This window comes from Natronorubrum texcoconense, from assembly GCF_900100335.1.
Taxonomy (GTDB): domain Archaea; phylum Halobacteriota; class Halobacteria; order Halobacteriales; family Natrialbaceae; genus Natronorubrum; species Natronorubrum texcoconense.
Genome location: NZ_FNFE01000004.1, coordinates 258,106 through 277,274, shown reverse-complemented (window position 1 = coordinate 277,274; position 19,169 = coordinate 258,106). Strand labels below are relative to the sequence as shown.

Annotated in this window: 16 protein-coding genes and 2 tRNA genes; 5 read left to right on the top strand and 13 right to left on the bottom strand. The window is 59.5% G+C overall.

Features of this window, described 5'->3' with window-relative positions; translation table 11 throughout:
• Window position 1: 1 nt before the first annotated feature.
• Together BLT08_RS23810 and BLT08_RS14090 are read right to left on the bottom strand one after the other, a co-directional pair.
• A complete protein-coding gene (locus BLT08_RS23810; RefSeq protein WP_449289285.1) occupies window positions 2-124 on the bottom strand; it encodes a DUF7503 family protein in 123 nt (40 codons plus the stop codon).
• Between the two features lie 166 nt (window positions 125-290).
• Entirely contained in the window at window positions 291-800 is a 510-nt protein-coding gene (locus BLT08_RS14090) for a HalX domain-containing protein (protein WP_175529318.1), read from the bottom strand.
• 249 nt (window positions 801-1,049) lie between these two features.
• Between BLT08_RS14090 and BLT08_RS14085 the strand changes: the two genes are divergently transcribed.
• Window positions 1,050-3,008, top strand: coding sequence for a hypothetical protein (locus BLT08_RS14085; protein ID WP_090308580.1), 1,959 nt, complete (start codon window positions 1,050-1,052; stop codon window positions 3,006-3,008).
• Between the two features lie 71 nt (window positions 3,009-3,079).
• Here the strand turns inward: BLT08_RS14085 and BLT08_RS14080 are convergent, their stop codons facing one another.
• The 8 genes from BLT08_RS14080 to BLT08_RS14045 form a co-directional block, all read right to left on the bottom strand.
• On the bottom strand, window positions 3,080-3,688 hold the full coding sequence (locus BLT08_RS14080) for a 30S ribosomal protein S7 (RefSeq protein WP_090308577.1): 609 nt from the start codon (window positions 3,686-3,688) through the stop codon (window positions 3,080-3,082).
• Window positions 3,689-3,690: 2 nt separating this feature from the next.
• A complete protein-coding gene (locus BLT08_RS14075; protein WP_004267302.1) occupies window positions 3,691-4,119 on the bottom strand; it encodes a 30S ribosomal protein S12 in 429 nt (142 codons plus the stop codon).
• Window positions 4,120-4,304: 185 nt separating this feature from the next.
• On the bottom strand, window positions 4,305-4,748 hold the full coding sequence (locus BLT08_RS14070; protein ID WP_090308574.1) for a NusA-like transcription termination signal-binding factor: 444 nt from the start codon (window positions 4,746-4,748) through the stop codon (window positions 4,305-4,307).
• Between the two features lie 3 nt (window positions 4,749-4,751).
• Window positions 4,752-5,945 (bottom strand): DNA-directed RNA polymerase subunit A'', encoded by a 1,194-nt coding sequence (rpoA2, locus tag BLT08_RS14065; protein WP_090308571.1) that lies wholly within the window; start codon window positions 5,943-5,945, stop codon window positions 4,752-4,754.
• Complete coding sequence (locus tag BLT08_RS14060) at window positions 5,938-8,865, bottom strand: DNA-directed RNA polymerase subunit A' (RefSeq protein WP_090308565.1); 2,928 nt, start codon at window positions 8,863-8,865, stop codon at window positions 5,938-5,940. Before BLT08_RS14060 ends, rpoA2 begins: the two co-directional genes overlap by 8 nt.
• Window positions 8,866-8,874: 9 nt before the next feature.
• Complete coding sequence (rpoB, locus tag BLT08_RS14055) at window positions 8,875-10,704, bottom strand: DNA-directed RNA polymerase subunit B (protein ID WP_090308560.1); 1,830 nt, start codon at window positions 10,702-10,704, stop codon at window positions 8,875-8,877.
• A gap of 6 nt (window positions 10,705-10,710) precedes the next feature.
• Window positions 10,711-12,285: a DNA-directed RNA polymerase subunit B'' gene (locus BLT08_RS14050; protein ID WP_090308556.1), complete on the bottom strand. Its 1,575-nt coding sequence runs from the start codon at window positions 12,283-12,285 to the stop codon at window positions 10,711-10,713.
• On the bottom strand, window positions 12,286-12,513 hold the full coding sequence (locus tag BLT08_RS14045) for a DNA-directed RNA polymerase subunit H (RefSeq protein WP_090308553.1): 228 nt from the start codon (window positions 12,511-12,513) through the stop codon (window positions 12,286-12,288).
• Between the two features lie 311 nt (window positions 12,514-12,824).
• Between BLT08_RS14045 and BLT08_RS14040 the strand changes: the two genes are divergently transcribed.
• From BLT08_RS14040 to BLT08_RS14025, 4 genes are all read left to right on the top strand, one after another.
• Window positions 12,825-12,897, top strand: a tRNA-Asp gene (locus BLT08_RS14040).
• A gap of 377 nt (window positions 12,898-13,274) precedes the next feature.
• Window positions 13,275-13,347: transfer RNA gene (locus BLT08_RS14035), tRNA-Asp, on the top strand.
• Window positions 13,348-13,646: 299 nt separating this feature from the next.
• Complete coding sequence (locus BLT08_RS14030; RefSeq protein ID WP_090308550.1) at window positions 13,647-14,060, top strand: group I intron-associated PD-(D/E)XK endonuclease; 414 nt, start codon at window positions 13,647-13,649, stop codon at window positions 14,058-14,060.
• 125 nt (window positions 14,061-14,185) lie between these two features.
• A complete protein-coding gene (locus BLT08_RS14025) occupies window positions 14,186-16,297 on the top strand; it encodes a bacterio-opsin activator domain-containing protein (RefSeq protein WP_090308547.1) in 2,112 nt (703 codons plus the stop codon).
• Window positions 16,298-16,927: 630 nt separating this feature from the next.
• Here the strand turns inward: BLT08_RS14025 and BLT08_RS14020 are convergent.
• From BLT08_RS14020 to BLT08_RS14010, 3 genes are all read right to left on the bottom strand, one after another.
• Window positions 16,928-17,677 carry a protein-L-isoaspartate O-methyltransferase family protein gene (locus tag BLT08_RS14020; RefSeq protein WP_090308543.1) on the bottom strand — a complete coding sequence of 250 codons (750 nt, stop codon included), beginning with the start codon at window positions 17,675-17,677 and terminating at the stop codon, window positions 16,928-16,930.
• A gap of 64 nt (window positions 17,678-17,741) precedes the next feature.
• Window positions 17,742-18,374: a protein-L-isoaspartate(D-aspartate) O-methyltransferase gene (locus tag BLT08_RS14015; protein WP_090308540.1), complete on the bottom strand. Its 633-nt coding sequence runs from the start codon at window positions 18,372-18,374 to the stop codon at window positions 17,742-17,744.
• 99 nt (window positions 18,375-18,473) lie between these two features.
• Window positions 18,474-19,133 (bottom strand): HVO_0476 family zinc finger protein, encoded by a 660-nt coding sequence (locus BLT08_RS14010; protein WP_090308537.1) that lies wholly within the window; start codon window positions 19,131-19,133, stop codon window positions 18,474-18,476.
• Window positions 19,134-19,169 lie beyond the last annotated feature (36 nt).

Below are 19,169 nucleotides of genomic sequence, written 5' to 3'. Positions count from 1 at the left end.
TCTAAGGGCCCGTGTAAACTCCGCCAGCTGCGACGGTGCCTGCCTGAGACAGAATTAGTGAGATCGTGAACAGGACGCCGATCATTCGTGGGTGATTCTTTAGGTATTGGGTTAGGTCTTCCATGGTACATTTTAGACGTAGTGCTGGCCAGATATAAATTTATTTTAATAAATCATATAAATAAATAGTAGTGTTATTGTATAGGCCAACTGTGTGAAAAGGTAACGTCCACCTGATCTGCTATACAGGGAATCGATATCTCGAGCAAAAGGAGAACTCAGGGACTGTTTTACTCATCAAATAACTTCCGAAGGACATGATCGAACTCATCGTTTGAGAGTTCGTCTCGAATCGTGGCTGCCCACTTGCGATAATCGTAGAGATTAGAGACAACAGATTGGTACTGGTCGTCGACATCAAGACCAGACTGCAGTTCGCTTTCGAGCAATGCACGCTCGGTTGATAACCTGAAAAACTCGTCCATCGCAGCCTCATATTCCTTCTGCAGAAGCAACCGTTCAACCGTCAACTGTAATGCCTCGTCCGAAACAGGATCAATGAGAAGTTCGTCGGCGCCGCGGTCAACTGGGTCATCCGAGGGTACGTCACTAGCGAGTACAAGAATCTGGGTCTTCGGAGCATTCTGTCGAAACGCATCAAGGATGCCGCGGGCATCTGGTGTCTGCAGACTCCAGTCCAAAACGAGCAGATCGTAGCGTTCATCGATTTGTTCAAGAATTGAATGGTTGAAGTCAACTATATTGACTTCAGCAGCGACTCGAGCCCGCTCTGCGTTCATATTACTGAGAGAAAGAGTAGGATGAACCACGAACAACTGAGATGTAGATTTCAGCAACACAGCTTCTATCAATACTGCTTGAGCAGATACTATTAAATGTGGTCCGGAAAGAATCGACTATTAGTTAATTTGGTGCAATGTCCCTAACAAGACATATTGAAAGGCAATAACATATATTCAATAGTTAGCCATCCACTCTGATAGAGGAGTTGTGATAATGAGCAACATCTTGTCCAACCTTCGCTCCCAATGAAACCAAAATTCGAATCGAACCAAGATGGTATAGAGATCATTGATCCAATCGAGCGGTACCGAGATCGTCTTATTACACACGAACCAGTTACACCACAGTCTGTCGATGAAAATCAAGTTGCCTACCCAATTGGCGCAGCAGTAGAGGTCACAACGGACCGGATTTCATTGTCAGAGGTCAATTCCGTCTACGTCCGTGGGAAGGATAAATCAATAACAACTGAAGTCCAGCCAGATGAGCGGGTGGTTTTATCCCAAAATAAGCACACGCTCGATGTATCATCATCTATTAAAGTATACCTTGTTCTGGATAGTAGTGTTGAAATATATTCTGACAGGAATAAAACACATATTGAGCTAGATAAACACACGAACGTGATTATTGGGGCACGGTCATATCACACACGCCCAGCAAGAACAATTGAAACCACAACTGCCCCATCTGATCTAATGAAAGCGATATCAGCGTTTGGTTCTGCTTTGAAAACAACAGCAGCGGAACGTTCTTTTCCGACAGCACGTGGACACCCTCCAGCAATTGAAATCGGTGAGGAATTAAGCATTCCAGAAGAGATCAAACGACCAAAGACGAATATTAAACTCGCAGTTCCTCCAACACTCAAGCATATATTCACTATTACACCACTAGCATACTACCTCGGTGCAAAAGTCGTTCCTAAAGCGAAACCCCAGTTGATCACTGATAGCGGTTTCTCCTATTCACTTGATTCAAAAGAAGAATTTGAGACAACAGTTGAACGGTTACTGAAGCATGTGTTTTTTTTGGATTGTATCGTACGGACTGAGGGGATAACACCACTCCCCCTTCACGAGCGAGAGATGATTGAATCAAATCTCCCATTCGATCCTTCAGAATTATACGAACAATCGCTCTCCGAACAACTTGAGACATATCTTGAAAGTCCATTTTCTCTCACTAAAGTATTTCTCCCTGAGTGGCGACTCAAGGTACAACTAGAGAACACTCCAGAACACATTCCATTTCTCCCATTCATTGCTAATAATCTCTCTATCGTTGACGTTCAGGAGAAAACTAGTCAATCGACAAATCAAACAATCAAGCAGTTTTGGTCCTCCACAGGAGGATCGAAATTCGAGAGTCCCACACCGATATCAGCATACACCAACAGCATTACTCAAACACCAACAGAGGAACCGATCAGAATCGAAGTTGTCTGTAATGACCCAGATATGAATAGCGAACTCACAAGTGTTTACAGCGCCTACAGCGAACGTGATGATTTTCCAATTGATGTGACGGTTCATCACAGACTCACCACAGCGGATCTCAAGAAGGTTTTAGTGCGGGAAAGCGATTTTGTTCACTATATAGGACATATTGACAGCAATGGCGTTCGTTGTTCAGATGGACGACTTAACGTGGCAACTCTCAAGTCAGTAAACGCAAAATCGTTTTTTCTCAATGCGTGTCAGTCGAATAATCAAGGAATTCAGTTAATAAAAGCGGGAAGTATTGGCGGGGTAGTTACATCAAGCGATGTTCAAAACAGCGATGCTGTTCACGCAGGAAGCGTGATTGCTCGATTGTTGAATCAGGGGTTCTCACTGTATGGTGCTATCGATATTCTACGAAAAGTAACCAAAATTGGCCATCAATATCATGTTGTTGGTGATGGATTGTCAATAATAGCACAACCAAATAATGGTGCACCAAATATGTGTTCGATAACCAAACAACACGGAGATTTAATTATAGACATACATGAATATGTATCTATCCCCAATATGGATATAGGAGGGGTTTTTTATCCATATATTGAGTCGGTAGAGACATACCATCTGGTTCCAAAAAAGTTTGGCCCACTTTCAGTAACAAAACCAGAACTCGTAGAATTCCTCGAGCTAGAAAATATCCCCGTTCTGATGAATGGTGAATTGCGGTGGAGCGACGAAATTTCAATAAATGAGTTGTGACAGACAATAATGAGTATATGCTCCACTCCCCAAGCAAAACAACAAGAAAATAGCCAAAACGAGCGCGACGCTTAACGTGCAGCTGCCGCGACGCGCTCTTTCTCTTCTTTCTGGCTAACCGCGTACGTCTGGACGTCGTAGTTCGAGGCGCCGATCAGCTGCCGTGCGATAGCCTCCGAAACAGGCGTCGGCGTCTTGAACGATTCGTTGTAGACACCCTCGGCGAGGAACTTCAAGGACTGATCGACGCGACGCTGAGGCGCGACGTCGACGGCCTTCGGGACCGAAATTCCACCGTACTTCAGGCGGACGGTCTCTTCGCGCGGGGCTGCGTTCTCGACAGCGGTCACGAGCACCTGGATCGGGTTCTCCTCGGTGCGCTCGTGGATGAGTTCGAACGCGTCACGAACGTGGTTGAGCGACTGCTGTTTCTTGCCCGTGTTCTCCTCGGTCTGCATGAGACGGTTGATGAACCGCTCGACGACCGAGATCTGGGACTTTTTGAACTGCTTGCCGGCGTGACGGCCGGCGGTGTGTGCGACCGGCGTCACCGTGATGTAGCGTTCGGTGGACGGATCGTTGTACGCGATCTCGTCGATCTCCCACGTACCGAACAACTTCGCGCCGACGTCTGCGCCACCTGCAGGGGCGTCAGGGTCGGGTTGGTCTTCTGCCGCCATGATTATCGCACCGGTTTCTCTGCGTTTCCGCGGACCAGTTCCTTCAGGGCGACACCGTTGACCTTGTCGACCTTGTAGTTGACACCGGAGAGGTCACCCATCGCACGACCCTTCGCCCCACCGATACCGGCGATGGTGACTTCGTCGTGTTCGTCGATGAACGAGATGGCACCGTCACCGGGACAGAACGCGGTGACCTGCTTGCCGTTTTTGATCAGCTGAACTCGGACGCACTTCCGAATTGCCGAGTTGGGCTGTTTTGCTTCGATGCCGACCTTTTCGAGTACGATACCTCGAGCCTGTGGAGCGCCCTCGAGTGGGTCGGACTTCTCGCGAAGTCCACGGGCGCGGCGCGCGTAGTCAGAGTCGGACCACCGCTGATTCTGGCGGTCCTTCTTGAGCTTGCGCGCGGCGTACTTGCCGTTTGCCATGGGAAGCGATATCCGTTGAAGGCACTTAAGCGACCCGTTTCGAAGGCGCCGTTACGCCTCGAGAACGCTCGAGGTACCCCGCTCGTCGAATCTGAGCGCGTTTCGCTGAGACAAGTTACGGACAGAGAATGGCGTAGCGTGCCTCGGCAGGCGTGAGGTCGCCGAACGGAAAATCGGAGTGAACGTTAGATCAGCTGAACGTCGTCGATCCCGAAGTGCCGTTCGGCGAGTTCACGCGCGGCCTCGATCGTTTGGCCACCGGTACCGATCGCGACGCCACGGTCGTCGTTCGCGACCTCGACGTAAGCGACGGTATCCTCGTTCTCGCTGATCGTGACGTTGTACACCGCCGCCGGGGCGAGCGTGTTCGCGACGAACGTCTCGGGATCGTCGGCGGCTTCGACGAGTCGGACCGGCTTCCCGACGCGGTCTTCGTACTTCGTGACGGTCCGGCCGCCGGGACCGATCGCCTCGCTCATCCCGCCGCTCGAGACGACGACGACGAGTCGTTCGTCCGCGGGGTCGGCGTCGGTCGCGTCGGTTACCAGGCAATCCTGCCCGCTTACACCCGTGACCTCTTCGAACGCGGCGAGGTACTGACGGGCATCGTCGTCGAGGGTAACACCCATCGATCAGTCAGCTTGACTGCCGCCGGAGTCGGTCGATCCCATTCGGAGGTCGACGTCGCCGGTTCCGAGCTTGATCGGTTTGCCGACGATGACGTTCTCCGTGACACCGTCGAGGTCGTCGATCTCGCCGTGGATCGCGGCGTTGAGTAGGTGGTTGACCGTCACCTCGAACGCTGCACGGGCGAGGACGGACTGTTTCGAGCCCGAGATACCGTGGCGACCGATCGACTCGATCTCGCCCCGGTTCGTCATCATGTCCGCGACCAGCATGAGGTGACGGACGTTCACGTCGTCGAGCCCCTGTTCGGCGAGCGTGTTGTGCGTCTCCTCGATGATCGTCTCGCGTGCGGCCTCGATGCCGAGGTTACGATGAATCTCGTGAAGGTTATTACACGTCGTTCGCGAGGCGTCGACGCCCTCAATCTCGAGTGCGTCGCCGAAGGCCGATCCCTCGGTGTAGAGGACGAACTGCTCGCCCTCGTCGAGTTCCTCGCGTCGGATGACGACTCGAGAGACCTCTTCGATTCCCTTGAACGTGATATCGCGGAGCTCCTCGACCAGCTGGAGCAGGTCGCGGTAAGAGGGTTCCTCGGGACCGAACTGGATCTCGGTGCCCTGCTGGACCGTGCTCACGCCGAGATTGTCCTCGATGATCTCGGCGACTTCTTCGGCCGTGATCATCCGCTCCTCTAAGGTATCCTTGTTGAGCGAGATTTGGACGCGCATGTCCGCGACGTTCGTCGAGACGTCGCCGAGTGCGAGAATCTTCGTCGCCTCGAGGTTCCAGACGACCTCGTGGGCCTTCTCGCGTTCGGTGGCGTACTCGTCCTCGAGGTAGACCGTCATCATCGGCGTGTCGGGGGTCTTCCGAGCGTCGACGAGTTCGATGAGTCGCGGCAGCCCCTGGGTCACGTCGATCTCTGCGACACCGGCGTAGTGGAACGTGTTCATCGTCAGCTGCGTTCCGGGTTCGCCGATCGACTGCGCGCTGACGGTGCCGACGGGGTCGAGCGGATCGACGCGCGTGTCCATGTAGCGGGCCTCGACGGCCTTCGAGAGTTCGTCGGCGTCTTCGACGGTCGCGTCACCGCGGTCCTCGAGGGTTTCGTAGACCTCGTCTTTGAGTCGGCGCGGAAGGTTGGTGTCCTCGACGACGGCGATCGTGTCGTCGTCGACGTCGTAGTGGACGTTAGTCATCGGAGGTCACCTCCGCTCCCTCGGCGAGTCGCTCGTCCGCGTGTTCGGAGAGGTTCGTCACCTCTCGTTTCGTGCCGAAGAACTCCTCGCGCTCGGCTTCGGACTCGAACTCCGAGTCGAGTACGCGGTCCGCAATCGCCTCGACGTCGACGTCGTTGTCGTCACCCGAGGACACCTTGACCGGCGAGGTGCCGTCCTCACCGAACTCGAACTGGACGATGGTGTCCGAGGTGTCCCGGACGGTACCGTCGTACTGGCTCTCGAGTTCCGAAAGGGCGTTGATCAGTCGGCGCTGGAGGTAGCCGGACTTCGAGGTCCGGACTGCCGTGTCGACCAGCCCCTCGCGGCCACCCATCGCGTGGAAGAAGAACTCACGCGGGGTCAGCCCGCTCGTATAGGAGTTCTCGACGAAGCCGTGTGCTTCCGCCGAGAGGTCGTTCTGCTCGTAGTGGCTGAGGGTTCGGTCTTCGTAGCCACGGTTGATTCGCTCGCCCCGAACTGCCTGCTGGCCGACGGCGCCGGCCATCTGGGTGAGGTTGAGCATCGAGCCACGCGCACCGGAGTTGGCCATGACCACGGCCGGGTTGTCGTCCTCGAAGTGCTCGTCCGCGATGGTCCCTGCGTTGTCACGCGCACGCGAGAGCGTTTGCATGATCTTCATCTCGAGCGTCTCGTCGATCGTTCGACCGGGGAGACTCTCGAGCTCGCCGTTCTCGTAGGCCTCGATGAGTTCCTCGACGCGGTCGTTGGCGTCGGTGATGGTCTCGTCGATGCGGTCCTGGGCCTCCGCCGGGATCGTCTCGTCGTCGATCCCGATCGAGAACCCGAAGTGCATGATCGCACGCATCGCGAGCGTCGAGACCTCGTTGATGAAGATCCGCGAGCGCGTGTTGCCGTAGACCTTCGTGATGGTGTCGACGATCTCGCCGCCGAACTCGCCGACCTCGTCTTCGGCGATAGTTCCCTCGAGGAGTTGGCCGTCCTCGATGATGACGTCGTCGCCGACGGTGCCGGTGAACTCGAGGTTGAGGTCGTCCGGCAGGAGTTCGGAGAAGACGTCGTGACCGGTCCAGAACGGCTCGTCCTCGTCGTCGATCCCGCTGGGTTCCGGCAGTTCGTCGATCCGGGTCGCCCGAAGCAGGTCGAGCGCCTGGGTCTCGTTGAACCGCGGGTTGTCGTGGGTAAGTAGGTAGGTACCCGAGATGTGGTCCTGGATGGCGCCGATGATGTTCTCACCGAAACGCGGGGAGAGGATCTGCTCCTGGACGCGCATGAGGACGCGGGCTTCCGCACGGGCCTCCTCGTTCTGGAGGGCGTGCATGTTCATCTCGTCGCCGTCGAAGTCGGCGTTGTACGGCGGACAGACGACGGTGTTGAGTCGGAACGTCTTGTACGGCATGACCACGACCTCGTGGGCCATGATCGACATCCGGTGGAGCGACGGCTGGCGGTTGAAAATGACGATGTCGCCGTCGATGAGGTGTCGGTTGACCTCCCAACCGGCCTCGACCTTCTCCGCGAGCTGTTCGCAGTTCTTCTCGGTCACCTTCAGCCGGCGGCCGTCCGGTCGTCGGACGTAGTTCGCACCGGGATGGCCCTCTGGCCCGTTGGAAACGAACCGTCGGGCGTCCTCGAGATTGCGCTCGGTGACGTTCATCGTCTGGGTCATCTCCTTTGCGACGCGGTCCGGAACCCCGACCTCGTTGAGCGAGAGCGTCGGGTCCGGCGAGATAACGGTCCGGGCGGAGAAGTTTACACGCTTCCCGGACAGGGAGCCACGGAACCGTCCTTCCTTCCCCTTGAGTCGCTGGGAAAGGGTCTTGAGCGGCCGTCCCGAGCGGTGGCGGGCCGGCGGCGTCCCCGAAATCTCGTTGTCCATGAACGTGGTGACGTGGTACTGCAGCAGCTCCCAGAGGTCCTCGATGATCAGCTGCGGCGCACCCGCCTCGCGATTCTCCATGAACCGCTGGTTGATCCGGATGATGTCGACCAGCTTGTGGGTGAGGTCGTCCTCGGAGCGCTGACCGTTGTCGAGCGTGATCGACGGTCGCGCGGTGACCGGCGGTACGGGGAGGACGGTCAGGATCATCCACTCCGGGCGGGAGCGGTCGGAATCGATCCCGAGCACTTCGATGTCCTCGTCCGGGATGTTCTCGAACCAGTCCCGGATGTCGCTCGGCATCAGCTTGTTCGTGTCCTCCTCGGTGAGGTCGATGTCTAAGGCTTTCTCGATGGCCTTGCGCTGGCTCTCGCGCGGTCGGAACGAACCCGAGAGAATCTCGTTGACTCGAGTAAGTTCGATCTCGGTCTCCTCGGCGAGTTCGTCCGGCGAGGTTCGCTCGATGCCTTCCTCTTCGTCGCCCTGCATCGCGGCCGCGATGCGCTGGGAGTACTCGCTGGTGAGGACCTGCTGGACCTCGTAGTAGGTGGTCGGCTTCTCGTGGTCGATGTCGTACTGAATCTCGCCGCAGAACGGACAGCGATCCTTCTTCCGGGCCTGACGGATCGCCGCCTTGGTCACGTCGTTGAGGTCGCGACCCAGCTTTCGGGATTCCGTAATGTCGTCGCGGAACTCGTCGCGCTCGTCCTCCGTCAGGAGGAGTCGCGAACACTCCCGGCAGGTACCGCGCAGGAGCCGCCGAATGAGCTTCGTGAAGCCGACGTGGATGACGGGCGCGGCCAGTTCGATGTGGCCGAAGTGGCCGTTACACGAACCCGAGTGCTTCCCGCAGGTCTTGCACTCGAGGCCGGGGTCGATGACGCCCAGCCGGGGATCCATCAGCCCCATGTCGATGGGGAAGCCGTCGTCGTCGTACGTGTCGGCGGTGATGATCTTCGTCGCGCTCATCTCCCGATACTCCTCGGGCTCCATGAGCCCGAAGTTGATCGATCCGATGTCTTTTGGTGTGCTGTGTTGCATGGTGGTTGCTTAGACGGCGTCTGCCAGCTCGAGTCGCGGCGCGATACCCAGCGCCTTCATCTCGTCCAGGAGAAGCTTGAACGCGTAGCTCATTTCGATCTCGTGGATATCGGTCTCCTCGTCGCAGTTCGGGCAGTAAACACGCCGTTGTTCGACGTTCTCGACTGCGCTCATCCCACACTGGCCGCAGACGTGGATGAACTCGCGGTCGGACTCGTCGAGCAGTCGTTCTTTCAGCGTCATCGCCGCGCCGTGGCCGATGAACACGTCCCGTTCCATCTCCCCGATACGAAGTCCGCCTTCGCGGGCCCGTCCCTCGGTCGGCTGGCGGGTGAGCACCTGCACCGGCCCGCGCGAACGGGCGTGCAGCTTGTTCGAGACCATGTGGTAGAGCTTCTGGTAGAAAATGATCCCTACGAAGATCTCGGCCTCGATCTTCTCGCCGGTGACGCCGGAGTACATCGTCTCCTTGCCCGCAGAGTTGAAGCCGGCGTCCTCGAGGCCCCCACGAAGTTCGTCCTCGTCCTCGCCGAGGAACGGCGTCCCGTCGACGCGTCGTCCCTCCATCGCGCCGAGTTTGCCGCCGATCATCTCCAAGATGTGACCGACGGTCATCCGGGAGGGCAGCGCGTGCGGGTTGAGGACGAGGTCAGGAACGACCCCTTCCTCGGTAAACGGCATGTCCTCCTGTGGTGCGAGGTGGCCGACGACCCCCTTCTGTCCGTGCCGCGATGCGAACTTGTCCCCGAGTTCGGGAATTCGCTCGTCGCGCACAGAAACCTTCGAGAGCTTCGAGCCGTCCTCGCCCTCCATGAGCGTGACGGTGTCGACGACACCGGACTCGCCCGATCGCATGGTGACGGACGTTTCGCGGCGTTTCTGGGGCGAGAGACCGCCCATGTCGTCGGGCTCCTCTAAGAACCGTGGCGGACTCGTCTTCCCGAGCAGCACGCTGTTCTCGTCGACCGTCGTTTCCGGATTGACGAGACCATCCTCGTCGAGGTGTGCGTACGCTTCCTCGCCGCGTGCTCCGCGGACATCCTGAGACGGGATCTCGAAGCGGTCTTCCTGACCACCGGGGTAACGCCGTTCCTCGCCCTCGTAAGTCCGGAAGAAGTGCGAACGTGCGAGCGCGCGCTCGACGCTGGCCTTGTTCATGACCAGCGCGTCCTCGATGTTGAACCCCTCGTAGCTCATCACGGCGACGACGAAGTTCTGGGCGGCGGGTCGGTCGTCGAAGCCGATCTGCTCGGTCGTCTGCGTCTTGACCATCGACAGCTGCGGGTAGTGCAGCAGGTGCTGGCGCGTGTCCGGTCGGATCCGGTAGTTCGCGCTCGGCAGTCCCAGCGACTGTTTGACCATCCCTGCCCCCATCGTAATACGCGGGGAGGCGTTGTGCTCGGGGTAGGGGATCATCCCCGCACCGATCCCGAAGATCAACGACGGATCGATCTCGAGGTGGGTGTGTTTCTCGGTCAGATCGTCTTCGTCGACGGCGACGAGGATGTCCTCTTCCTCCTCGGCGTCGATGAACTCGATGTAGCCGTGGTCGACGAGATCCTCGAACTCGAGGTCGCCGTCCTGCAGCGCCTCGATCTCCTGATTGGAGATGCGGGGCTCGCCGCCTTCGACGACCAGGAGCGGTCGTCGCGCTCGGCCGGCGTCGGCGTTGACGATTACTTCGCGAGTGCGCTCTTTGACCGAGACGTTGACCATCTCGCTGACGTCCCCGATACGGCGCGCTTCGCGGATCTGTGCGGCTAACTCGTGCGGATCGGGGTGTGTCCCCACCAGCGACCCGTTGACGTAGACTTTCGCTTCTCGCTCTTGGCTGCTCATTGTTGATTAGTCGTCCGCAGTCGATCGTTCGATGCCCTCGAGACCCGGAATCCCCTCGACACCCATCGATGCAAGTTCACGTTTGAGTCCCTGTTCGTCCTCGACGTTCTGGGAGAGCTCCATCGCCTGCGCGAAGTTCTTCACCAGTCCACAGTTCGGCCCTTCCGGCGTCTCGGAGGGACAGATACGACCCCACTGGGTCGCGTGCAGGTCCCGCGCCTCGAAATGGGGCTGCGAGCGGCTGAGTGGCGAACGGAGCCGACGCAGGTGGGAAAGAACTCCCATGAAGTCCGTTCGATCTACCAGCTGGGAGACGCCGGAGCGGCCACCGACCCAGTTCCCCGTCGCGATCGGGTGCTCGAGACGCTCGGTGAGCACGTCGGAGCGCACGACCGTCGAAACCGACAGATTTCGGTTCCGCATGTTGGCGCGCTCGAGCTGGTATTTGACGTCCCGGGCCAGTTTATTCAACGCGGTCCGGAACAGGTCTTTCATCAGGTCGCCGCTGACCTTCAGGCGTTTGTTCGCGTAGTGGTCCTTGTCGTCGGAGTCGCGTCGGCCCAACGCGAGTTCGAAACAGGCCTCGGCCATCCGACAGAGGTAGTGGGCCTTGTTGATCCGAACGTCTTCCTCCTCGACGCCCTCCTCGTGGAGGTGTGGGAGAAGATAGCGGTCGATGACGTAGTTGGCCCGCTTGAGCTGGTAGTTCTTGCCCTGACCGGAGGCGACGCGTTTCCCGAGGGTCTCGATCGCCTCCTCCTCGGTCTGGACGTCGGCTTCCTCCAGATTCTCGAGCATGTACTTGACGACCTCGGGGTCGTTCGATACCTTGTGGACGATCTCCTCGTCCGACTCGAGGCCGAGTGCCCGAACGAGCGTGACGAAGTTGATCGATCCCGACACCGAGGGGAAGGATACCTCGAGCAGGCCGTCACGGGTTCGTTCACAGAGCACGAGGGCGCGGTAGCCGCGGCGCTGGGAGAACGTCTTGGCGACCTGAATCTCGTCGCCGTACTTGGTGTCGTATTCGGCGAGGATCTTGTTCGGCGCGAGGTCCTCGCTGGTCATCAGCACGCGCTCGGAGCCGTTGACGATGAAGTAGCCGCCGGGGTCGGCCGGGTCCTCACCAATCTCGATCAGTTCCTGATCGGAGAAACCGGCGATGTTACACTTCTCGGAGCCGACCATGATCGGCATCCGACCGATCTTCGTCTCGGTCGAGTCGACGACGCGCTCGTCGCCCTCCTCGCCCTTGACGATCGACATCTCCATGAAGACCGGCGCGGAGTAGGTGATGTTCCGGAGGCGAGCCTCCTGTGGGTACAGCAGTTCTTCGGAGCCGTCGGCCTCCCGAACGCGGGGCGTGACGACGCGCACGTCGCCGAGTTCGACGTGGACGGGCTCCTCGCCTTCCTTGTCGCCGATATCCGTATCGATCGTCGCCTTCTCGTCGACGACCTCCTGCATCCCTCGGCCGAGGAAGGCGTTGAACGATCGATAGTGGTGTTCGGCGAGTCGTTCCCTCGAGAAGTATTCGCGCGAAATGTCGCGTCGTTTGGATCTGTTCAGTTCTGTTGCCATTTATTCCACCACGAGTCGGTATACGACTGCCTGGTCGGTTGTCCGTGAGTCCCGAACGATTTTGATGACGTCGCCGATCTCCGCCTCGTCGGGTAGGGCGGAATCGTTACGTTTGATTTTCGGTAGGTCTGTGCGATCGATATCGTACTCGGCGAGGACCTCCTCGAGGACGTCCTCGTCGAGCACGGTGTGCTCCGGTACGAGTTCGTGTTGGCTTACGTCTACCATGTGTTGGGATTGGTGTGCGTGTCGGCTATCGGGAGAGAAGCGGCTGTCACGAGATACTACAGGCAGATACCGGCGGGACGCATTTAACGGTTACTAACTCGGGCGGGAGCAACAGCTATCCGACCGGGGCAGCCCTGATCGGAGGTGCCGATCACATGCGACAGTACCCCAGTATCAGTTAAATTCCTTGTGGAGCATGTGATAGTGTCGCAAAGAGTGGGCTCGAGGCACTTTCGTGGCTCGATTCACCGTACCACACGGTGATCGATTGGAAAGTCTTAATACCGTCACCGGGAAACGATGTGTTGTAAGCCCGGATGGTGTAGTGGCCCATCATACAACCCTGTCACGGTTGTGACGCGGGTTCAAATCCCGCTCCGGGCGCTTTCTGCTGACGCCAACTCACGAGTGAGGGCTGTAACGACGAGCGAGCGACGGCGTCAGCGAAACGCCGAACGAGGGATTTGAAAACAAAGAGTCGCAGGCCCGGAACGGCGCGAAGCGCCGCACGCCCGGACCGTCTCTGCCGGGTTCAAATCCCGCTCCGGGCACTTTTCGAGGACCACTCCGACGAGCGTAGCAATCGTTTCTCCCACGGATGAGTCCTCGGTAGGTATCCACGGACCAAACAGCACGAGAGTGCTGCATTACTCGAAGCTGAACGAAAGCTCATTGCTGTCAAGGGTGTGTGATAACGCAGTTGAAGAATAGCCGGAACACAACCCTTAAGAGTGTCACCGGGAAATCAAGGGATGCAGGTTGCCCGGATGGTGTAGTGGCCCATCATACAACCCTGTCACGGTTGTGACGCGGGTTCAAATCCCGCTCCGGGCGCTTTCTGCTGACTCCAACTCACGAGTGAGGGCTGTAACGACGAACGAGTGGCGGCGTCAGCGAAACCCCGACGAGGGATTTGAATCAGGGAGTGAAGCGAACGCAGTGAGCGAAACGATCGCGGTTCAAATCCCGCTCCGGGCGCTTCTCTCGATTGCAACTCTCGAGCGAGAAGCATCTACGACGAGCGAAGGCTACCTGTGTTGCGAACACTCACATCTCGAGAAACCTCCCGCTTCGGACGCGAGCAGTACCCCACCGACTGAGAGTTTTTAGTCGAACATCGGGCCAGATCCGCTATGCGCAACTCGAAGCATATCGGTGATCAAACGGAATCGAAAGCACTGACCGAACTGCTCGAGTACGGATACAGCGTCTCGATCCCTTTCGGCGACAACGACAGATACGATCTCGTCGTCGACGACGGGGGAGACCTGTATCGCGTGCAGTGCAAGACCGGCTGGCCGAATAAGACCGAAACGATGCGGTTCAATACGCACTCACAGACGACGAGGGACGGGTCATATCACGAGGAAACGTACCATGGGGAGATCGACGCCTTTCTGGTCTATTACCCAAAAAACGACACGTTCTACTGGATCGATGCCGCCGACGCGACCGGACAGAAGATGGAGCTTCGATTCGAATCCGAAATCGATCATCCGTCGATAAACTGGGCCGACACGTACGAGTTCGACGGCACGATCCCCTAACCAACGCAGGCCGTACGGCTACTCGAGTACGACAGGACCGACACCGTGTGGAACACTAATCATTTAGTATCCGCACCATCTTTCCACCCTATGACGGCTGCAGCGACGCCCGTCGACGCTCACCAATGACGAACCCGATCACCGTCCTCATCGTCGATAACGAACCGGGATTCGCCAACCTGGCCGGCGAAATGGTCGAACGCGAACGCGATGCGATCGTCGCCGAAGCGGCGACGAACGCCGAGGAGGCACTCGAGATCCTCGCGGAACGCTCGATCGACTGTATCGTCAGCGACTACGAAATGCCGGCGTTGACTGGACTCGAGTTGCTCGAGCGCGTGCGCGAAGACGATCCGGATCTCCCGTTTATCCTCTTTACCGGTCGCGGTTCGGAGGAGATCGCCAGCGAGGCGATCGCCGCGGGTGTGACGCAGTATCTCCAGAAGGAGTCCGGCAAGGAGCAGTACGCGTTGCTCGCGAATCAGATCACGAACGCCGTCTCCCAGTACCGGACCGAGACGGAGTTACGCGAGAGCGAGCGCCGATACGAGCAAACGCTGACGACGCTCCACGAAACGACGCGGGATCTGATGCGAGCGGGGACGAAACGAGAGATCTACCAGTCGGCAGTCGATACCGCGCGGGAGATCCTCGACGTCCCCGTCGCCGCTGCGTACGCGTTCGAACCGACGGCGGGACGTCTCGAGCACGCGGCGTCGACCCGAGAGTCGCGAGAGCTCGTCGATCCGGAGATGCAGTTCGAACAGGGCGAGGGCCACATCTGGGACGTGTTTTCCGAGGGAGAGAGCACCTACTACGAGGATGCGACGCGAGCGGGTGGGAGTGCAAACGCCAAGACGCTGAGTCGAAGCGAGCTGATCGTCCCGCTCGGAACCCACGGCGTGTTGGTTGCGGGGACCGAGGACGTCGACGGATTCGACGAGACGATGACGGAGCTGCTCCACATTCTGGCGGCGAACACCGAAGCGGCCTTAGACCGCGCGGAACGCGAGCAGTTGCTTCGGGAGCACGATCGAACGCTCACCAGGCAGAACGAGGAACTGACGCGGCTCAATCACACGAACGAGATCGTCAGGGAGATCAACCACGGCGTCGCACAGGCCTCGACGCGAACGGAGATCGAGACGACGGTGTGTGATCGACTTGCCGACACCGAACGCTACTGTTTCGCTTGGATCGCCTCGGCCGACGACGACCCACCCGAACCGACCGCGTGGGCCGGCGTCGACGCGGCCTTCATCGATCGGATCCGTGACGACGGCGACCGAGCCCCGGAGCTCGAGATGGTCAGGGAAACCCTCGAGACCGGAGGCGTGCAGGTCGTCCGAAACGTCCTCGAGGCCGACGGCTGGGACCGGCGCCGGAAGGAGGCGCTAACGTACGGCTACCAGACCATTCTCGCGGTTCCGCTCGCCGACACCGAGCGTCAGTACGGCGTGTTGCTCGTCCACGTCGCGGGCGTCGACTCGCTCGGCGACAGCGAGCGGGAGGTGCTCGGCGAACTCGGCGAGACGATCGGCCACGCGATCCGATCGGTCGAGCGCACGCGCGCGATGTTGACCGATAGCCGGCTCGAGCTCGAACTCGCGATTTACGACTCGCGACTGCTCCTGAATCGCGTCGCCGAGCGCATCGACGGGACGGTCGCCATCGAGGGGGTGATCTACCGAGATGACGAGGTCGTCGTGTTCGTCAGCGTCCCGACGACGGCGGATCTCACGCCGCTAGATCAGTGGGCGTCGATAGATACCCTCTCGATCGTCTCCGAAGGTGACGACGAGACGCTGTTCGAACTGACGGTTACGTCCTCCCCGATTCTGGACATCCTGCGAACCTACGACGTCCATCTGCAGACCGCGATCGCCAAAGACGGGACGACGACCCTCGTCCTCGACGTGCCACAGCAGGTCGAGCCCCGATCGCTGGTCGAAGCGATCAGGGAGGGGTATCCGGAGACGGAGCTCGAGGCCCGACGCGAGACAACCAGTGTGCGCTCGGCGCGGCAGCTCGATACGCATCTCGAGGAACGGCTCACGGCCAAACAGCTCGAGGCGCTACAGGCGGCTCACTACAGCGGGTTCTTCGAGTGGCCGCGCGAGAGCACCGGTGAAGAGCTTGCGGACGCGCTCGGCGTATCACCGCCAACCTACCATTACCACTTGCGAGCGGCCGAGCGAAAGCTCGTCACGCTGGCGTTCGACGGGAAATCTAGGTGATTAGTATCGATACCTACCCCTGGCTAACTGATTAGAAGGTATACTTACTTCCAATCAGTTCGTACGATACGTTGGCGATCTGCGATAGTCTATCGCCACCCCCAATCCCCCACCCCCCCAACTTTCCCCCCGAACTACTCCTTTCGAGAGGCATCCGTCGTCGACGACGTTCAGCTTCGAACGGACGCCAAGAGAGATCGGTATCGGCGAGATCATGTCGTGTAGTCGTTCAGGAGCAATAGAGTCGAAATTTATCCGTGTGGAACACTCGAGTCGAACTGGACTGTCCGCTGCTGAACCAGGCGTTCAGTGTGGGGTACTAATTATGTAGTAATCTCGGGCAAGCCGTAGCTAACTAATTAGGAAGTATAGTTAACCCCCAGTCGATCGTACCGATAACTGGCGATCTGCGATACCTCTCGCCACCCCCAATCCCCCCCCCACCCCCCACTTTTGCGCGGTACCGGACAGCGAGCGTCCGCTGTATCCGTTCGATCCGTCGATATGAAACTCGTACAGTGATCGACAGGCTGCTGGCCCGATCGTTGCTGCTGACTACTGGCGTGAACGCACTCCCTGCTGCGTCGGTAGATCACGTCGACTGGTGGTACTCGCGACGGGAACGTCCGCTTACCGGGTGCCGACCGATTCCTCCCACTCGATCCACTCCTGCTCCCAGCCGCGACGCGATTCGGCCCGACGCATCGCGTGTTCGCGGTCCTCGCGGGTCATTCGGTTGCGTTCGACGGCACCCGACTGTTCGCCCTCGACCAGCAGCGGGTCGAACGAGACGGCCGCGAACGTCGCCCGCTCGTCGTCGGCGGAGACGGCCTCGAGGCGTTGTCGCTGCGTCCCGCACGGAAAGACGATTCGGCCGTCGTCGGTCAGTTGTTCGAGCAGCGCTCGCGGTGGATCGACGGCGGCGGCCTCGAGGAGAATGCGATCGAACGGCGCGTACTCGGGGAATCCGTTCGCCCCGTCGCGGCAGTCGACGAGCACGCCGTCGTAGCCCGCTCGAGCGAGATTCTGGCGGGCCTCGATGACGAGCGGCCGGGAGATGTCGACCGCGTGGACGTTCGTGTCACCGACAATTTCGGCCACGACGGCGGCCGTGTAGCCGACGCCGGCCCCGACGAGTAATACGTCGTGGCCGTCCTCGAGGTCGAGCGGTTGCAACAGTCGGGCGACCGTACTCGGTGCGAGCACGCGAGTGCCGAGAACCTCGTGCTCCCGGTCGGCGTAGGCCGACCGATCGTCCTCGAGGAACTCGTGGCGGGGAACGTCGCGCATCGCGACGGCGACGGTCTCGTCGTGGAGGACGTCCTTGGCGTCGGACTCGAGACCGTCGACCATATCCTCTCGCAGTACCGCGGGGTCCATACCGAGAGTATCGGTCGGTCGGTAATCAAAGACGCGCTTGCGCGACCCGGCGGGTAAGACGGCGTTACTCGCCGCGCATCTCGACGAATCGAACGCCGCCGTGTTCGGTTCGCTCAAGTCCGCCTTCCTCGCGTTTCGTGGCTTCGACGAGCGTCTGAAATCGAGTTCCGATCGGCGCGAGAAGCTGTCCGCCGGGACGTACCTGTTCGACGACCGGATCGGGAAACGCCGGGGTCGCACAGGTGAAATACGCGGCGTCGAACGGCGCGTGGTCGGGCCACCCCTCGCGACCGTCACCTGCTCGAACCGAGACGTCCTCGTAGCCGACCTGCGCGAGTTGCTCGCGGGCCTGTTCGGCCAATTCGTCGCCGTACTCGACGCTGTAAACGTGCTCCGGGCCGACCAGCTCCGCCGTCACCGCGGCGTGGTAGCCACAGCCGGTTCCGATCTCGAGGACTTCCGACCCCGGCTCGAGGTCGAGCGTATCGGCCATGATTGCGACCATGTGGGGCGCGCTGATCGTCTGTCCGTCGCCGATCGGCAGCGGCCGGTCTTCGTAGGCGCTGTCCCGACGGTTCGGCGGGACGAAGGCGTGTCGAGGGACCGACTCGAGTGCCTCGAGGACGCGCTCGTCGTCGACGCGCGAGGCGACGGTCCGAACCATACGCTCGCGAGCGGCCTCGTCGCTGTCGGACATGGATACTGCGAGTTAGTCTCTCGTGAGCAAGAGGGTGTTCGTGGCGAGTGCCGGGCAGCGACGGGAGTGACGAGTCTGATGCGCTCGAGAGCGACAGCGCTACCAGGCGGACCAGGCGCTGCTCTGTTCGTCGTAGGCGTAGACCCGTTTCGCGTCCTTCGCGAGGATCGTGTCGCCGCGCTCTTCGTAGCGATCACGGTGGTAGCCCGAGGAATCCTTGCGGACGACGAAGGCGTCGATCTCGAACTCGTCGTCGCCGAACTCCTCCGTCTCGCCGACGGTGAACTCGTAGTCGCCGGGCACGTGAACCGTAATGGACCGGCTGTCGTTTCGCGAACCGTCCTGGGGATGGACGGTGACGTTGACGGCGACGTTGTCGACCTCGCGGGTCCAGACGGTCTCGACGTCGTCGACGACGGCCTCCTCGCGGCGCTTCTGGCCGTCGAGTTCGAGGCTCGTGACGCGAACCGTCGAGAGCACTTCGTCCGTCTCGAGGATGAACTCGTCGCCCGTCTCGATGGTCTCGCCTTCGGGAGTCGTTACGTTCGCCGTGAAGGACTCGCCCTCCTGGGAGACGATGACGTCGAGCGTCACCTCGCTCTCCTGTTCGGGCTGGATCTTGTGGACGTGGGCACACTCGCTACAGCGGACGGTTACGGTCCCGCCGCCTTCCGTCGCCGTCAGGACCTCGTGGACCGTCTCGAGGTCCGGCGAACAGGACGGGCAGTTCGTCGGAACCCGGTCCGGAATATCGTTCATACCCGTCGTAGACGCCGCGCACCTAAAAGCGAACTG